Origin of the sequence: Limnohabitans sp. MMS-10A-178 (genome assembly GCF_003063375.1) — a bacterium.
Classification (GTDB): domain Bacteria; phylum Pseudomonadota; class Gammaproteobacteria; order Burkholderiales; family Burkholderiaceae_C; genus Limnohabitans_A.
The window spans coordinates 1,660,059-1,682,296 of sequence record NZ_NERY01000001.1 but is presented as its reverse complement, the minus strand read 5'-3'; the positions used below and the strand labels follow the sequence as shown (position 1 = coordinate 1,682,296).

19 protein-coding genes are annotated in these 22,238 nt (G+C 52.5%); 9 read left to right on the top strand and 10 right to left on the bottom strand.

Translation table 11 applies throughout. The features are described 5' to 3' along the window. The gene (gene dnaE / locus B9Z32_RS08375; protein WP_108420768.1) at nucleotides 1–3,489 is read right to left on the bottom strand and encodes a DNA polymerase III subunit alpha; all 3,489 of its coding nucleotides are present in this window, start codon (nucleotides 3,487–3,489) and stop codon (nucleotides 1–3) included. 45 nt (nucleotides 3,490–3,534) lie between these two features. Here dnaE and B9Z32_RS08370 point away from each other — a divergent pair, with 45 nt between their 5' ends. Next, nucleotides 3,535–4,287, top strand: coding sequence for a sulfurtransferase (locus tag B9Z32_RS08370; RefSeq protein WP_108421097.1), 753 nt, complete (start codon nucleotides 3,535–3,537; stop codon nucleotides 4,285–4,287). A 1-nt stretch (nucleotide 4,288) separates the two neighbouring features. On the opposite strand, the gene B9Z32_RS08365 is transcribed toward B9Z32_RS08370, so the two are convergent. Both B9Z32_RS08365 and B9Z32_RS08360 read right to left on the bottom strand, forming a co-directional pair. After that, nucleotides 4,289–4,822: a flavodoxin family protein gene (locus tag B9Z32_RS08365; protein WP_108420767.1), complete on the bottom strand. Its 534-nt coding sequence runs from the start codon at nucleotides 4,820–4,822 to the stop codon at nucleotides 4,289–4,291. A 41-nt stretch (nucleotides 4,823–4,863) separates the two neighbouring features. Continuing rightward, nucleotides 4,864–5,571 carry a pirin family protein gene (locus tag B9Z32_RS08360; protein ID WP_369909763.1) on the bottom strand — a complete coding sequence of 236 codons (708 nt, stop codon included), beginning with the start codon at nucleotides 5,569–5,571 and terminating at the stop codon, nucleotides 4,864–4,866. A 101-nt stretch (nucleotides 5,572–5,672) separates the two neighbouring features. Here B9Z32_RS08360 and B9Z32_RS08355 point away from each other — a divergent pair, with 101 nt between their 5' ends. The 5 genes from B9Z32_RS08355 to B9Z32_RS08335 are packed head-to-tail and all read left to right on the top strand — an operon-like array spanning nucleotide 5,673 to nucleotide 10,332. Continuing rightward, nucleotides 5,673–6,617 carry a LysR family transcriptional regulator gene (locus tag B9Z32_RS08355; RefSeq protein ID WP_108420766.1) on the top strand — a complete coding sequence of 315 codons (945 nt, stop codon included), beginning with the start codon at nucleotides 5,673–5,675 and terminating at the stop codon, nucleotides 6,615–6,617. A gap of 9 nt (nucleotides 6,618–6,626) precedes the next feature. Next, nucleotides 6,627–7,691 (top strand): NAD(P)/FAD-dependent oxidoreductase, encoded by a 1,065-nt coding sequence (locus B9Z32_RS08350; RefSeq protein WP_108420765.1) that lies wholly within the window; start codon nucleotides 6,627–6,629, stop codon nucleotides 7,689–7,691. Nucleotides 7,692–7,697: 6 nt separating this feature from the next. After that, nucleotides 7,698–8,624, top strand: a complete 927-nt coding sequence (gene gluQRS, locus B9Z32_RS08345; RefSeq protein WP_108420764.1) for a tRNA glutamyl-Q(34) synthetase GluQRS — start codon at nucleotides 7,698–7,700, stop codon at nucleotides 8,622–8,624. Between the two features lie 9 nt (nucleotides 8,625–8,633). Further along, the gene (trmB, locus tag B9Z32_RS08340; RefSeq protein ID WP_108420763.1) at nucleotides 8,634–9,371 is read left to right on the top strand and encodes a tRNA (guanosine(46)-N7)-methyltransferase TrmB; all 738 of its coding nucleotides are present in this window, start codon (nucleotides 8,634–8,636) and stop codon (nucleotides 9,369–9,371) included. Beyond that, the gene (locus B9Z32_RS08335) at nucleotides 9,349–10,332 is read left to right on the top strand and encodes a pseudouridine synthase (RefSeq protein WP_108420762.1); all 984 of its coding nucleotides are present in this window, start codon (nucleotides 9,349–9,351) and stop codon (nucleotides 10,330–10,332) included. Before trmB ends, B9Z32_RS08335 begins: the two co-directional genes overlap by 23 nt. 25 nt (nucleotides 10,333–10,357) lie before the next feature. Here B9Z32_RS08335 and B9Z32_RS08330 read toward each other — a convergent pair whose 3' ends face one another. Then, nucleotides 10,358–11,605 (bottom strand): acyl-CoA dehydrogenase family protein, encoded by a 1,248-nt coding sequence (locus B9Z32_RS08330; RefSeq protein ID WP_108420761.1) that lies wholly within the window; start codon nucleotides 11,603–11,605, stop codon nucleotides 10,358–10,360. A 274-nt stretch (nucleotides 11,606–11,879) separates the two neighbouring features. Next, entirely contained in the window at nucleotides 11,880–14,504 is a 2,625-nt protein-coding gene (gene alaS, locus B9Z32_RS08320) for an alanine--tRNA ligase (protein WP_108420759.1), read from the bottom strand. Nucleotides 14,505–14,613: 109 nt separating this feature from the next. On the opposite strand from alaS, the gene B9Z32_RS08315 reads away from it, so the two are divergent. Both B9Z32_RS08315 and B9Z32_RS08310 read left to right on the top strand, forming a co-directional pair. Then, nucleotides 14,614–16,092, top strand: coding sequence for an NAD-dependent succinate-semialdehyde dehydrogenase (locus tag B9Z32_RS08315; RefSeq protein ID WP_108421095.1), 1,479 nt, complete (start codon nucleotides 14,614–14,616; stop codon nucleotides 16,090–16,092). Nucleotides 16,093–16,141: 49 nt separating this feature from the next. Further along, on the top strand, nucleotides 16,142–17,035 hold the full coding sequence (locus B9Z32_RS08310; RefSeq protein ID WP_108421094.1) for an NAD(P)-dependent oxidoreductase: 894 nt from the start codon (nucleotides 16,142–16,144) through the stop codon (nucleotides 17,033–17,035). 62 nt (nucleotides 17,036–17,097) lie between these two features. Here B9Z32_RS08310 and B9Z32_RS08305 read toward each other — a convergent pair whose 3' ends face one another. The 5 genes from B9Z32_RS08305 to B9Z32_RS08285 are packed head-to-tail and all read right to left on the bottom strand — an operon-like array spanning nucleotide 17,098 to nucleotide 21,539. Further along, nucleotides 17,098–18,084 (bottom strand): tripartite tricarboxylate transporter substrate binding protein, encoded by a 987-nt coding sequence (locus B9Z32_RS08305; RefSeq protein WP_108420758.1) that lies wholly within the window; start codon nucleotides 18,082–18,084, stop codon nucleotides 17,098–17,100. A gap of 22 nt (nucleotides 18,085–18,106) precedes the next feature. Continuing rightward, the gene (locus tag B9Z32_RS08300; protein WP_108420757.1) at nucleotides 18,107–19,084 is read right to left on the bottom strand and encodes a tripartite tricarboxylate transporter substrate binding protein; all 978 of its coding nucleotides are present in this window, start codon (nucleotides 19,082–19,084) and stop codon (nucleotides 18,107–18,109) included. Between the two features lie 36 nt (nucleotides 19,085–19,120). Further along, entirely contained in the window at nucleotides 19,121–20,188 is a 1,068-nt protein-coding gene (locus tag B9Z32_RS08295; protein WP_199219960.1) for a tartrate dehydrogenase, read from the bottom strand. After that, entirely contained in the window at nucleotides 20,188–20,829 is a 642-nt protein-coding gene (locus B9Z32_RS08290) for a CoA transferase subunit B (RefSeq protein ID WP_108420756.1), read from the bottom strand. Before B9Z32_RS08290 ends, B9Z32_RS08295 begins: the two co-directional genes overlap by 1 nt. Before the next feature lie 2 nt (nucleotides 20,830–20,831). Further along, entirely contained in the window at nucleotides 20,832–21,539 is a 708-nt protein-coding gene (locus B9Z32_RS08285) for a CoA transferase subunit A (protein ID WP_108420755.1), read from the bottom strand. A gap of 79 nt (nucleotides 21,540–21,618) precedes the next feature. On the opposite strand from B9Z32_RS08285, the gene B9Z32_RS08280 reads away from it, so the two are divergent. Then, nucleotides 21,619–22,233, top strand: coding sequence for a peroxidase-related enzyme (locus B9Z32_RS08280; protein WP_108420754.1), 615 nt, complete (start codon nucleotides 21,619–21,621; stop codon nucleotides 22,231–22,233). The last annotated feature ends 5 nt before the right edge of the window (nucleotides 22,234–22,238 follow it).

Sequence of the window (22,238 nt, the reverse complement as noted above, 5' to 3'; positions counted from 1 at the left end):
TTAAATTTCGTAAACGATCTCTGCTTTGCCTTGGTCGGCTTGGGCTATCCAGCTGGACAAGGCCGCATCACTTGGGAAAAATTTAGCCTGTTCGCCCAACAGCAGTTCTGCAGAGGCAGCCACATTGTCGGCCTTGCGCTCTAGTTTCAAGCGAACTGGCAAGCCCCTGAGCAACTCGCCCTGCTCTGTGATTTCACGTTGCGGCGGAAAGGCTTTGACGAGTTTGGCCACTTCAGGCGCACGGCCATTTACCGCTACGCGCAAGTACTTGCCGAAGCGACAACGCGCTGAAGGCAAATCCCAGACTTGTTGGATTGCCAAACGATAACCACCTGCAAATCTGTCGACTTGCATCTTGGCCATCACGATGATGAGTTCATCGTCTTTGAAAAGATGACGGTTGGCGTTGATCATGGCCTCGTCGGCCGTGGCTTCCATCATCGCACTTTTGTCGTCTAGCTTAAAGAGGGCCATCTTGCCGCGTTGGCCATTGATAACGCGAAAGTCGCTCACAATGCCGGCCAACAACTGTGGTTCGCGGTTGTCAATCAAATCGTCAATTTTGCGTTTGGCAAACAAGCGAACTTCGCGCTCTACCGCGTCAAACAAATGACCTGACAAGTAAAAACCAAGCGCTGTTTTTTCGTTGGTGAGTTGCTCTTTCACACCCCATGGCAAGACGTCCACCAAATCGGGTTCTTGCGTGCTAGAGCCATGGGCATCGTCGCCCATCATGTCAAACAGGCCACCCTGATTGGCATTGGCGGCTGTGGCCGTAGAGAAATCAAAAGCGCGGTCAATAGAAGCTGCCAAAGACGCGCGATTGCGTTGCAAGGAATCAAACGCGCCCGCCTTGACCAATGCCTCGACAGTTCGTTTGTTCAAGCGACTCCGGTCGACACGCACACAAAAGTCAAACAGGCTGGTGAAGGGGCCGCCCTCCTCACGAGCTTTCACAATGGCATCAATGGCTTGTTGACCCGTGCCCTTGATAGCGCCCAAACCATATCGAATGACTTTGTCAGAAACAGGTTCAAAACGGTGCGTGCCGCGATTGACATCCGGGGGATCGAAGCTCATGCCAAACTTCAAGGCATCTTCAAACAAGACCTTGAGCTTGTCGGTATCGTCCATTTCGATGGTCATGTTGGCGCAGAAAAACTCTGCTGTGAAATGAACTTTCAACCAACCCGTGTGGTACGCCAACAAAGAATAAGCTGCAGCGTGCGATTTGTTGAAACCGTAACCTGCAAACCTTTCCATCAAGTCAAAAACTTCGTCAGCTTTGGCTTCCGACAAGCCATTGACAACTGCACCTTTGCGGAAAATTTCGCGGTGCTCCGCCATTTCTTCCGCTTTTTTCTTACCCATGGCACGGCGCAACAAGTCGGCGCCGCCCAAGCTGTAACCGCCCAAGACCTGTGCAGTTTGCATCACCTGTTCTTGGTACACCATGATGCCGTAGGTTTCGGACAGCACGTTTTCTACCAAAGGGTGAGGATACTCAATTACCTCCCGGCCATGCTTGCGCGCTACGAAACTTGGAATCAAATCCATCGGGCCGGGTCGGTACAAGGCATTTAAGGCAATCAAGTCTTCCAAGCGAGAAGGCCGCGCATCTTTCAACATGCCTTGCATGCCGCGACTTTCAAACTGGAAAACAGACTCGGTACGACCATCTGCAAACAACTTGTAGGTAGCCACATCGTCAAGCGGAATATTCTCAAATGCAAAATTCTCTTGACCCTTGTGGCGCTTCACAATCATCTCGCGCGCCAATTCCAAAATGGTCAAGGTGGCCAGACCTAAGAAGTCAAACTTCACCAGACCAATGGCTTCCACGTCGTCTTTGTCGTACTGACTGACAGCCGATGTGCTGCCAGGTTGTTGGTACAAAGGACAAAAATCGGTAAGCTTGCCAGGCGCAATGAGCACACCGCCGGCGTGCATGCCCACATTGCGGGTCATGCCTTCGAGTTTTTGCGCCAGCGCCAGCAAAGTTTTGACTTCGTCTTCTTTGTCCAGACGCTCGGCCAAAACAGGCTCGACCTTGATGGCGCCATCGATGGTGATGTGCTGGCCAGGTTTATTGGGAATGAGCTTGCTGATGCCATCGCAGAACGTGTAACTCATATCGAGCACACGACCCACGTCGCGAATGGCTGCACGCGCCGCCATGGTGCCAAAGGTGACAATTTGACTCACCGCATCGCGACCGTATTTGTCTTTGACATAGTCAATCACGCGATCGCGATTGGCTTGGCAAAAGTCAATGTCAAAGTCAGGCATGGAAACCCGCTCTGGATTTAAAAATCGCTCAAATAGCAAGTTGTATTGCAGGGGGTCAAGGTCAGTGATTCTCAAAGAATAAGCCACCAAGGAGCCCGCGCCTGAACCTCGACCGGGACCCACTGGACAGCCATTTTTCTTCGCCCAGTTGATGAAATCACCCACGATTAAGAAGTAACCGGGGAAGCCCATTTTCAAAATGGTGTTGATCTCAAATTCCAAACGCTCGGCATAGCGCGGACGCTCGATTTCGCGCTTGGCGGCATCGGGGTACAAGTGCACCAAGCGCTCTTCCAAGCCTTCCACCGACAACAAACGAAAATAATCTGCGATGGGCATGGGTTTGCCATCGGTGAGGGGCGTGGGGTAATTGGGCAATTGCGGTTTGCCCAAGACCAATGACAGGTTACAGCGCTTGGCAATTTCAACCGAGTTGGCCAAGGCACTGGGCACATCGGCAAACAGGGCCTGCATTTCAGCGCTTGTCTTGAAGTATTGATCCTCCGTGAACTTGCGAACACGGCGTTGGTTGCCCAAAATTTCGCCTTCAGAAATACACACGCGTGCTTCGTGCGATTCGTAGTCGTCTTGCTTCAAAAACTGAACGGGATGCGTGGCCACCACGGGCAAGCTCAAGCGCGATGCCAACTTAACGGCCGCCACCACATGCGCATTGTCTTCAGGGCGACCTGCGCGTTGAATTTCCAAATAGAAACGGTGCGTGAAAATGGACGCCAATTGCAAGGCAATTTCGGCGGCACGCGACGTGTCACCCTGCACCAAGGCTTGCCCCACGGGTCCGGCTTGGGCACCAGACAGAAGAATCAAACCTTCAGACAACTCCTGCAGCCACGCCAGCTTGACCACAGCGTTGGTCTTCACCATGTTTTGCGTCCAGGCACGCGCCAGCAATTCAGACAGGTTCAAATAGCCTTGCGAACTTTGCACCAGCAACATGACGCGCGACAAAGCCAGCGGATCGGCACCCAAACCTTCCAAAAAAATCTCTGCGCCCAAAATGGGTTGGACGCCCTTGCCGCGCGCAGCTTTGTAAAACTTGATGGCACCAAACAAATTGCTGAGGTCGGTGATGGCCAAAGCAGGTTGCTGATCGTCTGCCGCCACCTGCACCACATCGTCAATGCGGCAGGTGGAATCGACAATGGAAAACTCGGTGTGAAGGCGCAAATGAACAAACATGGAGCCATTGTAGAAGCTGCTACAGATGTTTTCTACAATACGGGGGTGAACAATATTTTGAATATTTCTTCTTACAAGTTTGTGCCAGTGCCCGATGCGGCAGAACTGCGTCCTTTGTTCTTAGAACGCTGCCAGGCGCGCGACCTGAAAGGCACGATTTTGCTGGCCGAGGAAGGCATTAATTTATTTTTGGCAGGCCCCGCCGAGGCCGTACGAGGTTTTGTGGCTGAACTCCAGACAGATCCAAGGTTTTCCGACATCCACCCCAAAGAAAGTTGGTCGGATAAGGTGCCTTTTAAAAAAATGCTGGTCAAGGTGAAGGGCGAAATCATTCGCATGAACCACCCCACCATTCGACCCGCGGAAGGGCGCGCCCCCGCTGTCACGCCTGCCACGGCCAAAAGATGGCTAGACCAAGGCTTTGACGACAACGGACGCCCCGTGGTCATTTTGGACACCCGCAACGATTACGAAGTGGACGAAGGCACTTTCAAGGGCGCTATCGATTGGCGCCTCACCAAATTCACGGAGTTTCCCGATGCCTTGAGGGCGCACAAAGATGAGCTGCAAGACAAAACTATCATCAGTTTTTGCACAGGCGGCATTCGCTGTGAAAAAGCCGCCATCTTCATGCAACAAAATGGCTTGCCCCACACTTACCAGTTAGAAGGCGGCATTTTGAAATACTTTGAAGAAACCGACGGCTCGCACTACCAGGGCGGCTGCTTCGTGTTCGACGAACGCCGCGCTGTAGATCTGGAATTAGAAACAGTCAAGCCCACCGAAGGGCTTGTTTAAATTAACCGCGCAATTTGGCAGCGATTGCCGCCACACGCGCACCATAAGCTTTGGCAGTGTCCAAGTCGCCTTGTGGAATGTCTTCTGCGGGGCTGGTTGGACCCACTTGCGCCATCACGCCAGAGTTGGAGCCAATGCGATTGGTCGTGCCATCGTTCATGGCTGGCTGACCCACCCAAATCATGCCTTGCTGCATAGACAATGTGATGAAGTATTGCAGGGTCGACAGCTTGTCGCCGCTGGGGCTGGCGGAAATGGTGAAACCACCAGCCACTTTGTCCTTCCAAGCGCCGCTGAACCAACGCTTGGACGATGCATCTGCAAATTTCTTAAACTGCCAAGAAGCCATGCCCATGTAAGTGGGTGAACCAAAGATGATGGCGTCAGCGCCGTCCAATGCAGCCCAATCGGCATCGGAGATATTGCCTTCGGCATCAATGGCGATCAATGCCGCATTGGCGCCTTGCGCCACAAATTGCGCCACGCGCTGTGTGTGACCGTAACCTGAGTGATAAATAACAACTGTTTGAGCCATGAAAATTCTCCTGTAGAAATTAAAAAAATATGTGTAAAAAATTAAGAAGCCAAGTCAAAAACCAAGACCTCGGCATCTTTGCCATGTGTCAGTTCAAGGTTCGATTCCGCCTGTATAAGCGCCGCATCGCCGCCTTTCAAAACTTGTCCATTCACCTGCAACTCACCTCGAATAAGGTGCACATAGGCTTTGCGCGCAGGGTTCAAAGTCAATTCAGCTTGTTCTGAGCCATCCAACAAACCCGCATACAAAGTGGCATCTGCAGAAATTTGCACAGCATTGCCTTCACCTTGGGGCGATGCAACCACTTTCAAGGCACCGCGTTTGGTAGCCGCTGGCACCGTCTTTTGTTCATAACTGGGTGCAATGCCCATGACATTGGGCTCAATCCAAATTTGGAAAAAGTGCGTGCTCTGACCTTCGGCATGGTTGAACTCACTGTGCATCACGCCTTTGCCAGCGCTCATTCGCTGAATATCCCCAGGCGGAATGCCTTTCACATTGCCCATGCTGTCTTTGTGAGCCAAGTTGCCCGACAACACATAGCTGATGATTTCCATGTCCTTGTGACCATGGGTACCAAAGCCGGTGCCAGGCGCAATGCGGTCTTCGTTGATCACGCGCAAATTGCCCCAACCCATGAATGCAGGGTCGTAGTAGCCAGCAAATGAAAAACTGTGAAACGATTTGAGCCAGCCATGGTCGGCATAGCCACGTTCTGCGGAACGGCGAATTTGAATCACAAACATCTCCTACTTAGGTCAACACAATGAAGTAACTTTATATTGCAATCATTTCAATTTCATGCACGAAATTTGACGCTATCATTCAAATTATTTGAATATTCAAAATGTCCAACGCCGCCAGCGACCTTCTCACACCTGATGCCCTCAGTATGCTTCTGGCCATTGAGGCAACAGGCAGTTTTGCCGCGGCTGCCAGGCAACGTGGCCTGGTGCCCAGCGCCCTCACCTACCGGGTCCGACAAATTGAGGATGCCCTCGACGTCTTGTTGTTTGACCGCAGCAGCCGCCAAGCCAAGCCTACAGAAGCCGGCAAAGAGTTGCTGCGCGAGGCCAAACGCTTGCTGCAAGACGTGGATGCTTTGGCCAATCGCGTGAAGCGAGTGGCCACCGGCTGGGAAGCCGTCTTGACAGTGGCCGTCGACAGCATCATTGCCAGGTCGGTGGTGATGGAACTCTGCGAAGGCTTTTTGGCACTCAACCCACCCACCCGCTTGCGCATCCGCTACGAAACGCTTTCGGGGACCTTGGCCGCTCTCAAGTCAGGTCAGGCCGACTTGGCCATTGGTGTTTTTATTTCGCCATCAAGCCACGCCGAGTTGTTGCACGAAACGCTAGGTGAGGTCAGTTTTGTTTATGCCGTAGCGCCTCATCACCCTTTGGCCAATGCCCCCGAGCCCCTAAGCGATGCGGTTCTACAAAAATACCGCGCCGTGGCAGTAGCCGACTCTGTGCCGCGCGGCGAGGGACTCACCATTGGCCTGCTGGGAGGTCAAGACGTTTTCACTGTACCCGACATGCCCAGCAAACTGGAGGCTCAATTGAGAGGTCTGGGGGGTGGATTTTTGCCAGAAAGCTTGGCCCAGCCCTATTTAGAAAGCGGCAGGTTGGTGGCCAAAAAAGTGAGTCGAATACAACGCATCAGCCAAGTTGAATATGCATGGCGTAATCCCCATGGCCAAAGTGTGGGCCATGCATTAAGTTGGTGGCTGTCTCAGTTAAAACAACCGCGAACACAAGAAGCATTGCTCCAACCCCACCATCGCGTGTAGAGTAGCCCTATGAACCAAACCAACACAACAACAAAACCTGTTCAAAAATTTGCCATCATCGGTGCTGGCATGGCAGGCATTGCTTGCGCCAGAACCCTCATGCAAGCTGGCCACCGCGTTACTGTCTTTGAAAAAAGCAGAGGCACCAGCGGCCGCATGTCAACACGCACCTCAGCATTTGGCACCTTTGACCATGGCGCACAGTACTTCACGGTGCGCGACGCCCGATTTGAACAAGCATTGGCTACCACCCCCAACATTTGCAAACCCTGGAGTGCCAATGCGGTCCGCGTTCTCGATGCCATGGGCCGCGTCTTGGAAGCCGCGCGACACTCAGAGGACAAGCACTGGGTAGCCACACCCGGCATGAATGCCTTGGTCAAAGCTTGGGCACAGCCTTTGGTGCAAACCGACAGCATTCACTTTGAATCGAAGGTCTTCAAAATTGAACGCGACACACTGCAGCCATCGCTCTGGCAACTGCACAGCGAAGAGCCCGAAGGTGCTCAATCGGTGTTCAGCGGTTTTGACCAAGTGTTGTTGGCCATTCCCTCAGACCAAGCCATCGACTTGCTGCGCAACTCCAACATCAACATGGAAAAAGCTGCGGCTCTCAACAAAGTTCAAGTCGCCCCTTGCTGGACTCTGATGGTCGCCTTCCCCAATGCTGCGCAGCCTGGGCTCATTACCTTGGGCCCGCAATGGAATGCGGCTCGAAGTGTGCACCACCGCGTGGCATGGTTAGCGCGCGAGTCCTCCAAACCTGGCCGGGGTCACATTGAACGCTGGACCGTTCAAGCCAGTGCAGCTTGGTCACAAGAACATTTGGAAGACGCACCCGAACGCGCTCAAGCCAAATTGCTCAAGGCGTTTTCTGAAATCACTGGCATCCGTGCCACGCCTGCGCACGCAGAAGTGCATCGCTGGCGCTATGCCAAAACATTACAGCCCTTGGGTGCCACGCACATGCTGAGTAAAAAACAAGGCATTGGTTTGTGTGGCGACTGGTGTCTGGGTCACCGTGTTGAAGATGCGTTTATTTCTGGCTTGGAACTGGCGCTGGACGCACTTTAATTTGGGATGAATCGCGGAAGATTTGCACCCTCACCTACGGGTGCTTTGCACGCAGGCTCCTTGGTAGCGGCACTTGCCAGTTGCTTAGATGCAAGCGCTCTCCAAGGCCAATGGTTGGTGCGGATTGAAGATGTCGACGGGCCTCGATGCATTGAAGGTGCAGCCGCCAATATCTTGAACCAGCTTGCTTTGTGCGGCCTGCATGCCTACGGCGAAGTGGTGTTTCAATCGCATCGAACGAGGCTGTATCAGCAAACCTTAGACCAATTGGTGGCCAAGGGTTTGGCTTACCCGTGCGCTTGTACGCGCAAAGAAATTGAAGAACAACAAGCTGCGATGGGCTTGAGTCTAGAAAGACACAAAGCCGCTGTGTATCCTGGCACTTGTCGCAACGGTTTGAACGGCAAAGAGGCCAGGGCCTGGCGCTTTAACGTTTCACAATGGAGTGCACTGCGAGGGAGTGCCCACGTGCATTGGCAGGACAGGCGTCTTGGCCCTCAGTCACAAAACGTCTTAGAAGAAGTCGGTGACTTTGTTTTAAAGCGTGCCGATGGCTTGTGGGCATACCAACTGACCGTGGTGGTCGACGATGCAGCGCAAGGTATCACGCATGTGGTGCGCGGTGAAGACCTAGCGGACAACACGGCCAGGCAGCGCTTGCTCCAAGAAGCGCTAGGTTTGGAGCCACCTCAGTATCTTCACACACCTTTGGTATTGGGTGCCAACGGTGAAAAGTTGTCCAAGCAAAACGGTGCTCAGGCTCTTGATTTAAGTTCCGCCAGTAGCGTTTGGGTGGCCTTGCAGGCGGCCGCAAGCGCACTGGGCTTGAGCAGACTGACACAGCCCGTTGAAAACAATCACATCAGCGTTCAAGCGGCCCTTGCGGCATGGACTCAAGAATGGGCAAAGAAGTACCCAGCTGCCAGCCCTTAAAATCAGCGAATGACTTCTGACGCATCCAACCAAGCACCGGCTACGGTCGCTTTTCCCAAAAACATCAAAAGCTTTGTCAAGCGAGCCGGCCGCACCACCACGGGTCAAGCCAAAGCCTTTGAGGTGTGGGGGCCACAATTTTTATTGACCTATGCGCCAGAGCCCTTGAACATGGCCAAAGCGTTTGCCTTGGATGGAAAAGACGCTGCCCCTGCCCCAGTCATTTTAGAAATTGGCTTTGGCATGGGCGAAGCCACCGCCCACATTGCCAAGGTACGCCCCACTGATCACTTCTTGTGTTGCGAAGTTCACGAACCTGGCGTGGGTGCATTGCTCAAGCGCATTGGCGAACAAGACATTCACAACATCCGCATTTTGCAGCACGATGCGGTGGAAGTGATTGACAACATGTTGCCCTTGGCATCGCTGGATGGTGTGCACATATTTTTTCCAGATCCGTGGCACAAGTCGCGGCACAACAAACGTCGGCTGATTCAAACGCCTCTGATTGCCAAGCTGGCAGCACGCCTCAAGCCTGGCGCATACATTCACTGTGCCACCGATTGGGAACCTTACGCCGTTCAAATTTTGGAAGTACTGCGTGCTGAACCTTTGCTACAAAACACGGCCTCCAACGATCAAGGCGGCTATGCCATCAAACCAGACTACCGCCCGCTGACGAAGTTTGAAAATCGCGGCTTGAAACTGGGACACGGTGTGTGGGATGTCGTCTTCAAGCGCATCTAAGCCTTTGCTGCGCAATGGCGTGAGCCCCAGCAAGGTGGGCGTTCCTGCAAAAACAGACACCACAGCCCTTGAATTTCTAGCGCATCGATTTCCAGCTATTTCACGTGAGGTCTGGCTTCAGCGCTTTCTAGAAGGCAGTGTCTTCAATGCATTGGGTCGCAAGCTGGGCCCAGAGCACTGTCTTCTTGACGAGACCCACTTGCTGTACTTTAGGCATGTGGCTGATGAACCCGCTTTGCCCTTCAAGGCAAACGTGATTTATCGAGATGACTACTTGGTGGTGGCCGACAAGCCGCACTTCATGCCAGTGACACCCGGCGGGAAATATTTGCAGCAAAGTTTATTGGTTCAATTAAAACAAGAATTGAATTTACCGGATCTCTCGCCCTTGCACCGAATTGACCGAGAAACGGCAGGCTTAGTGCTATTCAGTGTTCGGGCGCAAGATCGAAACGCCTATCAAGAACAGTTTAGATTGAGGCAAGTTCAAAAAACCTATGAAGCGATCGCAGATGCGCCAGCGTCCTCAAAGCAGAAACTTCAATTTCCCATCACTTACAGAAGCATGATGGTGACTGACGCGCAGTTTTTCAAGATGCGTGAGTTGGCTGCGACCGAGTGCGATCCATCGAATCCATTTAACAGCGAGACTTGGATTGACTGCGTTGAGTCCCTTGAACCTGATGTCTCTGCCTCATCAGCAAGCAAGCAATCACTGAAGTCTTTGGCCAAGTACATTATGAAGCCGGTCACCGGCCAGCGACATCAATTGCGCGTGCACATGAATGCATTAGGCTTGCCCATCTTGCATGATCAGTTTTATCCAACTGTGAAAAAACTGACCACGGAAGAAGACGATTTCGAGCAGCCCTTGCAGTTGCTCGCTAAATCCATTGCTTTTTTAGATCCACTCACAGGCCAAACTAGAGAATTTAAAAGTGAGTTGAAACTCCAGCATTGATGAATTCGAAATGAAATCCCTCAACTTAGTTTGCGCCAGCCTTGGCAATTGAGAGTTTGGCTCTCTTGGCCAACTCCAACTTGGCAATGGCGTTACGGTGGACCTCATCTGGGCCATCCACCAAGCGAACTGTCCGCTGGTGTGCATAGGCTTCAGCCAGCCAAAAATCTTGGCTGACACCGGCAGCACCAAAGGCCTGAATTGCCCAATCAACTACTTTGCAAGACACGTTGGGCGCAACGACTTTGATCATGGCAATCTCAGCTTTGGCATCTTTGTTGCCAACAGTGTCCATTTTCCAAGCTGCATTGAAAGTCAAAAGTCGTGCTTGATCAATCATGCACCGAGATTCAGCAATACGCTCGTGCCAAACAGATTGTTCAGAAAGTGGCTTTCCAAAAGCGACGCGGCTCTGCAGACGATCGCACATCATTTCCAGTGCGCGCTCTGCTGCGCCAATGGATCGCATGCAATGGTGAATGCGACCTGGGCCTAAGCGGCCTTGTGCAATTTCAAAACCTCGGCCTTCACCCAACAAAACGTTGGAAACCGGCACACGCACATTTTCCAAAAGAACTTCCATGTGGCCATGCGGCGCATCGTCATAGCCCAAAACTGACAAAGGACGAATGACCGTGACACCAGGGGTATCACGCGGTACAAGCACCATCGATTGTTGAGCGTGTCTTGCCGCAGTCACGTCTGTTTTGCCCATGACAATGAAAATTTTGCAACTAGAGCTACCAGCGCCTGACGAGTACCACTTGCGACCATTGATCACATATTCGTCACCTTCGCGGCGAATCGAAGTTTGAATGTTGGTGGCATCAGAAGATGCCACTGCTGGCTCAGTCATCAAAAATGCAGAGCGAATTTTGCCTTCCAGAAGAGGCTCCAGCCAGGCCTTCTTTTGCTCGGCCGTACCATATCGCTCAATGGTTTCCATATTTCCAGTGTCGGGGGCAGAGCAATTAAAGACTTCGCCAGACCATGAAACACGCCCCATGATTTCGCACAATGGCGAATAGTCCAGATTGGAGATACCGCCTTGCCCTTCATAGGGATGGGGCAGAAACATGTTCCAAAGGCCTTGTGATTTGGCAATCACTTTGAGCTCTTCTACCAGCGGCACAGGGCGCCATGGGTTTCCCTCACGACGCATCTCTGCCATTTCATGATGATGTCTCTCTTCGTTGGGGTAGATATAGGTGTCAAAAAACACCTTCAAGCGGTCGACCAAGTCTTGTGATTTTGGGGACAAATCTGCAAACATTCCAATCCTTTTATACGCGCACGAAATTACACGTCAAGCTTGGATTAGACCAACTTCAGAAAAAAATGATATCGCACAAGAGACACCCGAACATTGCCTTCTGCGCCAACCGAATGCACGCGGCCGTTTTTTTTGGCGAAGGCTTTTGGAACTTCTTGGATGTCCAGCCAGTGAAAATTAGGATCAAAAAAAATTATCTTTGACCGTCGTTGACCGAAACTTTGTCTTTGGTAAGGCCACCTAAGCGCGAGTGCACTCGTCGGCTTATGGCCACTTACAAACGCTCAGTCACCCAAACCTGCACACTGGTCAATGCTGCATGGAGGTTCGTCGCATCCGTCCCTCCGGCCATGGCCATGTCGGGCTTGCCGCCGCCCTTGCCGCCCACTTGCTGAGCCACAAAGTTAACCAACTCACCGGCTTTGACTTTGCCTGTGGTGTCAGCCGTGACGCCTGCAGCCAGTTGCACTTTGTTGCCGTCGACAGCCGCCAACACAATGGCGGCGGTTTTCAGTTTGTCTTTCAACTTGTCCATCGTGTCACGCAATGTTTTGGCATCAGCACCTGGTAGCAATGCGGCCAGTACTTTGACACCTTTCACATCGATCGCCTGCGTGATCAGTTCATCACCATGTGAAGAAGCCAATTTGCCTTTGAACGCAGCCATTTCTTTTTCCAAAGTTTTCACTTGGTCCAAGACTTGGGCAATGCGACTATTCAGCTCTGAGGGTGATGCTTTCAAGCTGCCGGCCGCCTTCGAAACAGTCGCTTCTAAAGATTGCAAGTAAGCCAAGGCGTTGCCACCTGTCACCGCTTCAATGCGGCGCACACCCGCAGCCACGCCACTTTCGGCCACCACTTTGAACAAGCCAATGTCGCCGGTGCGATGCACATGAACGCCGCCGCACAATTCACGGCTAGAGCCGATATCGAGCACACGCACGGTCTCGCCATACTTTTCACCAAACAACATCATGGCGCCGGTTTTTTGCGCAGACTCAATGTCCATCACGCGCGCTTGCGTCGCGGGGTTGGCCCAAATTTCTTGATTCACTTTGGCTTCAATGGCCAAGATTTGCTCATCTGTGATGGGAGCGTTGTGTGCAAAGTCAAAACGGGTGCGTTCGGCGTTGACCAGAGAACCTTTTTGTTGCACATGGTCGCCCAATACTTCACGCAAAGCTTTGTGCATCAAGTGGGTAGCGGAATGATTGCGCACGGTAGCGGTCCGCATCTCGGTGTTGACCTGCGCTTGCACAGCGTCACCCACTTTCAAACTGCCCTCTGTCAAAACACCGTGGTGTCCAAACACATCGGCTTTGATTTTCAAAGTGTCTTCCACTTCAAATTTGGCACCAGCCGTTTGCAACAAGCCTTGATCGCCGACTTGGCCGCCTGACTCTGCATAGAAGGGCGTGGTGTCCAGCACCACCACACCGTTTTGACCAGCTTTGAGTTCTGTGGCGGGTGTGCCGTCGACGTACAAGGCCAATACTTTGGCAGTGGCTTGCAGTTCGTCGTAGCCCACAAAGGTGTTACCAGCACCGGTGTATTCCAGGGCGCGGTCCATTTTGAATTTGCCTGCCGCACGCGCTTGGGCTTTTTGGCGTTCCATGGCCGCTGCAAAACCAGCCTCATCCACACTCAAATCGCGCTCGCGGCAAACGTCTGCAGACAAGTCCAATGGGAAGCCATAGGTATCATGCAATTTGAAAGCCACTTCACCGGGCAACACTTTGACACCCCCTTCAAGCGCGGCATCCAAAATTTGCATGCCCACTTCCAGTGTTTCAAAAAAGCGCTCTTCTTCGGCTTTCAAAATGTCGGTGATGCGCTTTTCTTGGGATGCCAAATTAGGATAAGCATCGCCCATCAACTTCACAAGATCAGGCACCAGCTTGTGGAAAAACGGTGTCTTTTTGCCCAGCTTGTAACCATGGCGAATGGCGCGACGCACAATGCGGCGCTGCACGTAGCCTCGGCCTTCGTTGCTGGGCACGACGCCATCGCTCACCAAGAATGCGGTAGCGCGAATGTGATCGGCAATGACGCGCAGTGATTTGTTTTGCAAATCGGCGCAGCCTGTTTCTCGAGCAGCCGCTTTAATCAGTGAATCAAAAATATCAATTTCATAATTGCTGTGCACGTGCTGCAAAATGGCCGCCAAACGCTCAAGGCCCATGCCCGTGTCAACGCAAGGTGCGGGCAAGTTGTTCAAGCTGCCATCGGGCTGCATGTCGAACTGCATGAACACGTTGTTCCAAATTTCAATGTAACGGTCGCCATCTTGCTCGGGGCTACCGGGCGGGCCACCTGCCACTTCGGGGCCGTGGTCGTAAAAAATTTCAGAGCAAGGACCGCATGGGCCGGTGTCGGCCATCATCCAGAAATTGTCGGACATGTAGCGTCCGCCTTTGTTGTCGCCAATGCGCACCACGCGCTCGGGGGGCAGGCCAATCTCTTTGGTCCAGATGTCGTAGGCTTCGTCGTCTTCGATGTAAACGGTGGCCCACAGTTTGTCGGCAGGCAACTTGTAAACTTGTGTGAGCAATTCAAAGGCCCACTTCAAACTGTCGCGCTTGAAATAGTCGCCAAAACTCCAGTTGCCCAACATTTCAAAGAAGGTGTGGTGGCGCGCGGTGTACCCCACGTTTTCCAAATCATTGTGTTTGCCGCCAGCGCGCAAACAGGCTTGAACCGAGGCTGCTCTTACATAACTGCGCTTGTCCGTGCCCAAGAACACATCCTTGAACTGAACCATGCCAGAGTTGGTAAACATCAATGTGGGATCGTTGCCTGGTACCAGGGGGCTGGACGCCACCACGGTATGACCTTTGGACGCAAAAAAGTCGAGAAAGGTTTTGCGAATATCAGCAACAGAAATAACAGGTGTGCTCATGGCAGGGGTATCTTTGTGAAAGCCAAACGGGGCTCAACTTTCCATTATAAGATTGCGGAAAGTGCAAAATAGGCCCAACCAACAACAGATTCCCATCAAGGAGACCCTCATGGACATGAAAACATCACCTTTGGCGCTGCTCAAAGACCCCAGCCTTCTCAAGACAGATGCCCTCATCAATGGCCAATGGGTCAAGGGCTCAAGCCGTTTTGATGTGAGTGACCCAGCAACAGGCATTAAATTGGCCGATGTTGCCAATTTAGGCGCGCCCGAAGCAGAAGCTGCCATTGCAGCCGCCAACGCCGCCCTGCCCGCTTGGCGCGGCAAAACCAGCAAAGAGCGCAGCATCTTGCTTCGCAAATGGTACGACTTGTTGTTGGCCAACGTCGACGATTTAGGCCGCCTCATGACCGCCGAGCAAGGCAAGCCTTATGCGGAAGCCAAAGGTGAAGTGATGTACGGCGCCAGCTTTGTCGAGTGGTATGCCGAGGAAGCCAAACGCGTCAATGGCGAAACCTTGCCCCAGTTTGACAACACACGTCGCCTTATGGTCGTCAAGCAGCCCATTGGTGTTTGTGCGGCAATCACGCCTTGGAATTTCCCCTTGGCCATGATCACGCGCAAAGTAGCCCCCGCTTTGGCGGCTGGCTGCACTGTGGTCATCAAGCCTGCTGAGCTCACACCCCTTACCGCTTTGGCTGCAGCCGAATTGGCCATTCGCGCTGGCATTCCTGCTGGCGTCATTAACATGCTCACCGCCGATTCAGACAACAGCATTGCCGCAGGCAAAGTGTTCTGCTCTAGCGACATCGTTCGCCACATCAGCTTCACGGGCAGCACCGAAGTGGGCCGAATTTTGATGGCGCAATCAGCACCCACCGTGAAGAAACTGTCCCTCGAACTAGGCGGCAATGCTCCTTTCATTGTGTTTGACGATGCCGACATCGACAGCGCCGTTGAAGGCGCCATGGCCAGCAAGTACCGCAACGCCGGCCAGACCTGCGTGTGCGCCAACCGCATCTATGTGCAAGAGTCTGTGTATGACGCATTTGTGCAAAAGTTTGCAGCCAAAGTGAAGGCCTTGAAAGTGGGCAATGGCTTTGAAGACGGTGTGGTGCAAGGCCCGCTCATTGAGCCCGCCGCCATTGACAAAGTCACACGCCACGTGGAAGATGCCAAAGCCAAGGGTGGTGTGGTGTTGGCCGGCGGCAAGGCCTTGAATGGCCAGTTCTTCGAACCCACAGTCATTGGCAATGCCACTTCAGACATGCTGTGCGCACGCGAGGAAACCTTTGGTCCCTTCGCACCTGTGTTCAAGTTCAAAACCGAAAAAGAAGCCATCGATGCCGCCAACAACACAGAGTTTGGTTTGGCCAGTTATTTTTACAGCCGCGATGTTGGCCGAATTTTCCGCGTCAGTGAAGGTTTGGAATACGGCATGGTCGGTATCAATGTGGGCATCATCGCCACCGAGCACGTTCCCTTTGGCGGCGTGAAGCAATCGGGCTTGGGCCGCGAAGGCTCGCGCCACGGCATGGATGAGTACCTTGAAATGAAGTACTTGTGCATGGGCGATATCCTGAAATAAATCCTGCCTACTTGTTTTCAATCTTTTTTAAAATTCAATGGAGCGCAGAATGAAAATTGGCATCGCTGGTATTGGCAAAATGGGCAATGCCATTGGTTCACGTCTGTTGGGCCTGGGTTATTCGGTCACGGTGTGGAATCGATCGGCAGACAAAGCCAGCGCACTACTGAATGCAGGCGCGCAATGGGCCAGTTCTCCCAAATTGTTGGCCGAGTCTGTTGACACCGTCATCACACTGCTTACCAACGAAGCGGCCATCGATGATGTTTATGCAGGCACAGACGGCCTTTTGTCTGGTGCCATCAAACACGTCACCTTCATTGACATGAGCACCGTCAGCCCCACAAAACCGCCTGAGTTGGCTTTGCGAGTGCAAGCGGTTGGTGCCGCCTATTTGGAGTGTCCTGTGGGCGGCAGTATCGGGCCGGCCAAGGAAGGCAAATTGCTGGGATTTGTGGGAGGCGCTGCAGCCGATCTGGCCAAGGTTCAATCTTTGCTCGACCAAATGTGCAAACGGGTTGAACACGTAGGCACCTACGGGGCTGGTTCGACCATGAAGATGGCCGTCAATTTGCCACTCATGGTTTACTGGCAAACCTTGGGCGAGGCGCTGTCTTTAATTGATCACCTTAAACTTGACCCGCAAAGGGTGGTCGACATTTTGTCTGAAAGCTCAGGCGGCCCCAACATGCTGAAGGTGCGCGGCCCCCTGCTGGTACAAGCCTTAGGTCATCAGGGCAATGACACAGTCACGGTGGACGTTGCCACCATGCGCAAAGACATGCGAACCATGCTTGCTTTGGGTCAATCAAACCGCAGAGAGTTGCCTTTGACCAGCATTGCTTTGGAGAAGTTCAACCAAGCCGCTGAATCGGGCCTGGATGGCAAAGACTGCACACAATTGCCAGTGTGGTGGCTTGGCCAAGGCGGTCACTCTAAGTGACGCCTTGGAGGATGAAGCTTAGTTGAAGCTTAGTTAAAGCTGAATTGAAGCTTAGTTGAGATTTAGTCGAGCTTCATCTCACGAATGATGCCTCGGAATTGATCCATCTGCTTGCGCAACATGGCATCTTGCGCAGCAGGTGTTGAGCCCACACCTTCAGCACCCAATTCATTGAGCCGCTTCACCACATCGGGGTGCCTCACTGCCGCAATGATTTCTTTGTTCAAGCGGTCAATGATGTCTTTGGGTGTTTTGGCGGGAGCAAACACACCATTCCAGCCTTCTAATTCCAAATTGGGAAAACCCAACTCTTTCACAGTAGGCACATCGGGCAAACCAGGAATGCGCTTGGAAGCTGTTGTGGCCAAGGCTTTCAAGGTGCCTGCCTTCACTTCTGCCAAGGAAGAAGACAACTGATCACCGCCCACTTGCAACCTGCCTGCCAAAAGCTCTTGCTTCAGAGGCGCAGCACCTTTGAAGGGAATGTGCTCCATGTTGATGCCTGCTTCTTTTTTGTAGGCTTCACCCAGCACGTGCATGGTAGAGCCTGGCCCAGTTGAACCATAGTTGTATTGCAAAGACTTGTTGCTCTTCAAAAGGTTGGCAAGTTCCTTGAGGTCTTTGGCTGGTACGGATGGGCTAGATGTCCAAATGAAAGGCACATACACCGCAATAGACACACCCGCAAAATCGGTGTCGACATTGAAGGGGGAACGGTTTGCCAGCGCTTGAGCTACCGCCGCCAATGGAAAAGACAGGTTGTGCATCATGATGGTGTAACCATCGGGCGGCGCTTTGGCCATGAGGTCTGCACCGATGTTGCCACCCGCACCGCCCCTGTTGTCAACAGTCACGGGTTGCCCCATCGACTCCGTCATCTTTTGAGCAATGATGCGGGCCACGATGTCAGTGGTGCCGCCTGCTGGAAACGGCACAATCATTTTGATGGGCTTGGACGGGTAGGCTTGTGCCATAGCACTGAGTGGCAATGCCATGGCGAGCACTGTGACAGTGCAAACTTGTTTCAACTTCGAAATAACAGAACGCATAGTATCTCCTTGATATACAGCTTTATTTTTTACCCAAACCCAAACGCTTAGCGCCTTCAATGTACAAAGCAATGCGCTCTTTCATGAAGGCGTCCATTTGATCGGTGCCAATGTTGACCAGCTCAAAGCCACTTTTTGCAGCCAGCTCTTTCATTTCTGGATCATTGTTCAAAGCCATCCACATGTCAGACAGTCTCTTGCGGGCCTCGGGCGAGGTTGACCTTGGCACACCCACACCGCGGTAGGCGCCGTCAATCCAATCGACACCCAACTCTCTGAAGGTGGGCACATTGGGCAAGAGCGGGTGGCGTCTTTCCATGGCCACAGCCAAGGCACGAACTTTGCCGCGATTGGCAATGGCAAAGGGCGTGTAAGTGACAGCGCCATCAATTTGCGCACCCACCACGGCCAACGACATGTCGCCTGTTCCTTTGTAGGGAACATAAGTGCTCTTGATGCCAAAGGCTGCATTCAAACGTTCATGGGCGGCATGGTTGGCAGAGTTCAAACCGGAGCCACCCAAATTCATTTTGCCGGGCGACTGTTTGGCCGCTGCAATGAACTCAGCAAAATTTTTGATGGGACTGCTTTCAGGCACCACCAACACATCGGGGGTGTAGTGGAACCAAAAAACGGGCGTGATGTCGGCGGTTTTGTATTGAACTTCACCTTCAATAGGCTGAAACACAATGTGCGGCAAATTGATGCCCACCACATTGAGGCCATCGCCGGGCAGGTTGTTCATTTGGGCCCACATGAGGCCACCACCCGCGCCAGCTTTGTATTGAATGATGGTGTCAATGGCGGCGCATCTCTTTTTCAGCACCATCTGCTGGTGTCTGGCGGACAAATCTGATTCTCCACCGGGCGGAAACGCCTGCCAATACATGACGTTTTTCTCGGGACAAGCAGGCATGGCTTGCGCAGCTGCTTGCTGCGGCAACAAACTTGCCAAACTGAGTCCCACTGCACTCAACCAAAACTTTGTTTTCTTTTTCATTTTGTCTCCTGCATCTTGGCAATGGTGTTAAAAAATTCAATGCCGAAGCATCTGACACACCGCCTCGGTCACTTGCTGCATATTGGCCTCGCCACCCAGATCGCGCGTGTGCAATTTGGGGTTGGCGGTTACAGCCTCAATGGCCTGCATCAAGCGCTGTGCTTGCTGGTCCAAACCGATGTGTTCCAACATCATCACACAACTCCAAAAACTGCCAATAGGGTTTGCGAGACCTTTTCCCATAATGTCAAAGGCAGAACCGTGAATAGGTTCAAACATAGAGGGATATCGACGTTCTGGATCAATGTTACCCGTGGGAGCAATGCCCAAGCTGCCAGCCAAAGCGGCAGCCAAATCACTCAAAATATCGGCATGCAAGTTGGTTGCCACCAAGGTGTCTAGCGTTGCAGGCCGATTGACCATGCGCGCCGTGCAAGCATCGACCAACTCTTTGTCCCAATGCACATCGGGAAACTCGGCGCTCACCTCTTTGGCAATTTCATCCCACATGACCATGGCATGGCGCTGCGCATTGGATTTAGTGACCACGGTGAGCAACTTGCGCGGCCTAGATTGGGCCAGCTTGAAGGCATAGCGCATGATGCGCTGAACGCCAACGCGGGTCATCATGGATACATCGGTGGCCACCTCTATGGGGTGACCTTGATGGGCCCTGCCGCCTACACCCGCATACTCACCTTCGGAATTTTCGCGAACAATGACCCAATTGAGTTGCTCTGGCGTGCAGCGCTTTAAGGGCGCGTCAATGCCGGGCAAGATGCGGGTTGGGCGTACGTTGGCGTACTGGTCAAAGCCTTGGCAAATTTTCAGACGCAAGCCCCAAAGGGTGATGTGATCAGGAATTTGCGGATCGCCCGCAGAGCCAAACAAAATGGCATCCATGGGCCGCAGCGCATCCAGTCCGTCTGCAGGCATCATGATCCCGTGTTTTCGGTAGTAATCACCACCCCAATCGAATAAAGTGAATTCAAAACCAAACTCATTTTGTCCTTGAGCCAGCGCCTCCAGAACCACTTGAGATGCAGGGATTACTTCTTTCCCAATGCCATCGCCGGGAATGCATGCAATTTTAAATTTTTTCATCAGAAGATCAGCTGGCAACCTGTTTTACTTTGCAAAAATTCTTGCGTCACGCCAGGCGCCAACTCAATCACTTTCAAGCCCTCAGGCACCACATCCATCACAGCAAGGTCTGTGATGATGCGGTCGACAACGCCCACCCCTGTCAATGGCAAATTGCACTGCTTCAAGATTTTCAAATCTTCGGTGCCATCTTTCTTCTTGGCCACATGTTCCATCAAAATAATCACGCGCTTCACGCCCGCCACCAAATCCATGGCGCCGCCCATGCCTTTAACCATCTTGCCTGGAATCATCCAGTTGGCCAGATCGCCTTTTTCGCTCACTTGCATGGCGCCCAAAATGGACAGATTGATTTTGCCGCCGCGAATCATGGCGAAGCTGTCGTGGCTGCCAAAAATGGAGGTACCTTTGATGGTGGTCACAGTTTGCTTGCCAGCATTGATCAGGTCGGCATCGACTTCATCTTCTGTGGGAAATGGGCCAATGCCCAGCATGCCGTTTTCAGATTGCAACCACACTTCAATGTTGCTGGGCACATGGTTGGCCACCAAAGTGGGAATGCCAATGCCCAAGTTCACATAGAAACCGTCTTGCAATTCGTGCGCAGCGCGTGCTGCCATTTGATCTTGATTCCAGCTCATGCTTAGACTCCTGCTTTCTCTGTGATGGTGCGTTTCTCAATGCGTTTTTCGGGGTGCTTGTTGAGCACCAAGCGGTGAACGTAAATGCCTGGCAAATGAATTTGATCGGGAATCATGTCGCCTGTTTCAACAATCTCTTCCACCTCCACAATGCAAACCTTGCCAGCCATGGCCACAGCGGGGTTGAAGTTGCGAGCTGTGAGGCGGAATTGCAAGTTGCCCGATTTGTCGGCGCGCCAAGCTTTGACCAAAGAAACATCGGGGACCAATGCACGCTCCATGACATAGGTCTCGCCATCGAACTCACGCAGCTCTTTGCCATCGGCCACCACTGTGCCCACACCGGTTTTGGTGAAGAAGGCAGGAATGCCTGAACCGCCAGCGCGAAGCTTCTCTGCCAAGGTGCCTTGGGGTGTGAATTCCAACTCCAACTCGCCTGCCAAAAATTGACGTTCAAACTCTTTGTTTTCACCCACATAAGACGAAATCATTTTTTTGATTTGACGTGTTTCAAGCAACTTGCCCAGACCAAAGCCATCAACGCCTGCGTTGTTGGAAATGGCGGTGAGATTCTTAACACCAGAGTCGCGCAGTGCATCAATGAGGGCTTCAGGAATGCCGCAGAGGCCAAAGCCACCGACCGCCATCAATTGACCATCAGCCACAACACCTTTTAGCGCTTCAGCTGCAGAGGGAAAAATCTTGTTCACAGGGCTCTCCTAAGAGGGAAATTCTCAAAAAGTAATAGTGTAATAGGTGATTAGAATCTGTGAACTCACAAGGACTCCCATGAACAATCCCGAAACCTCCAGCACCAAAGCAACGCGCTACCCTGCGCCAGAGATCAAAGACGTGCCAGAAGACATTCGGGCCAAGATTCTGGAAGTTCAAGAGAAAGCGGGTTTCGTACCCCAAGTTTTTTTGGCTTTAGCCAGGCGCCCAGCCGAGTGGCGCTCCTTTTTTGCCTACCATGACGCCCTCATGCTGCCCGAATCGGTCGGTCGCACCAGCAATCTGACCAAAGCCGACCGCGAAATGATCGTAACCACCACCAGTGCAGCCAACAATTGCTTGTATTGTGTTGTGGCTCACGGGGCCATCTTGCGAATTTATGAGAAAAAGCCCTTGGTGGCAGACCAAGTGGCCATCAATTACCGCAAAGCCGATATTTCACCGCGCCAGCGCGCCATGCTCGATTTCGCCATGAAAGTTTGTTTGCGCAGCGACCAAATTGAAGATGGCGACTTTGCACCTTTGCATGCGCATGGTTTGAACGACGAAGACATCTGGGACATTGCAGCCATCACGGCGTTTTTTGGCCTCTCCAACCGCATGGCCAGTTTCAGCAACATGATGCCCAATCCAGAGTTTTATCTCATGGGCAGAGTGCCAAAGCAAAAGTAATTTGA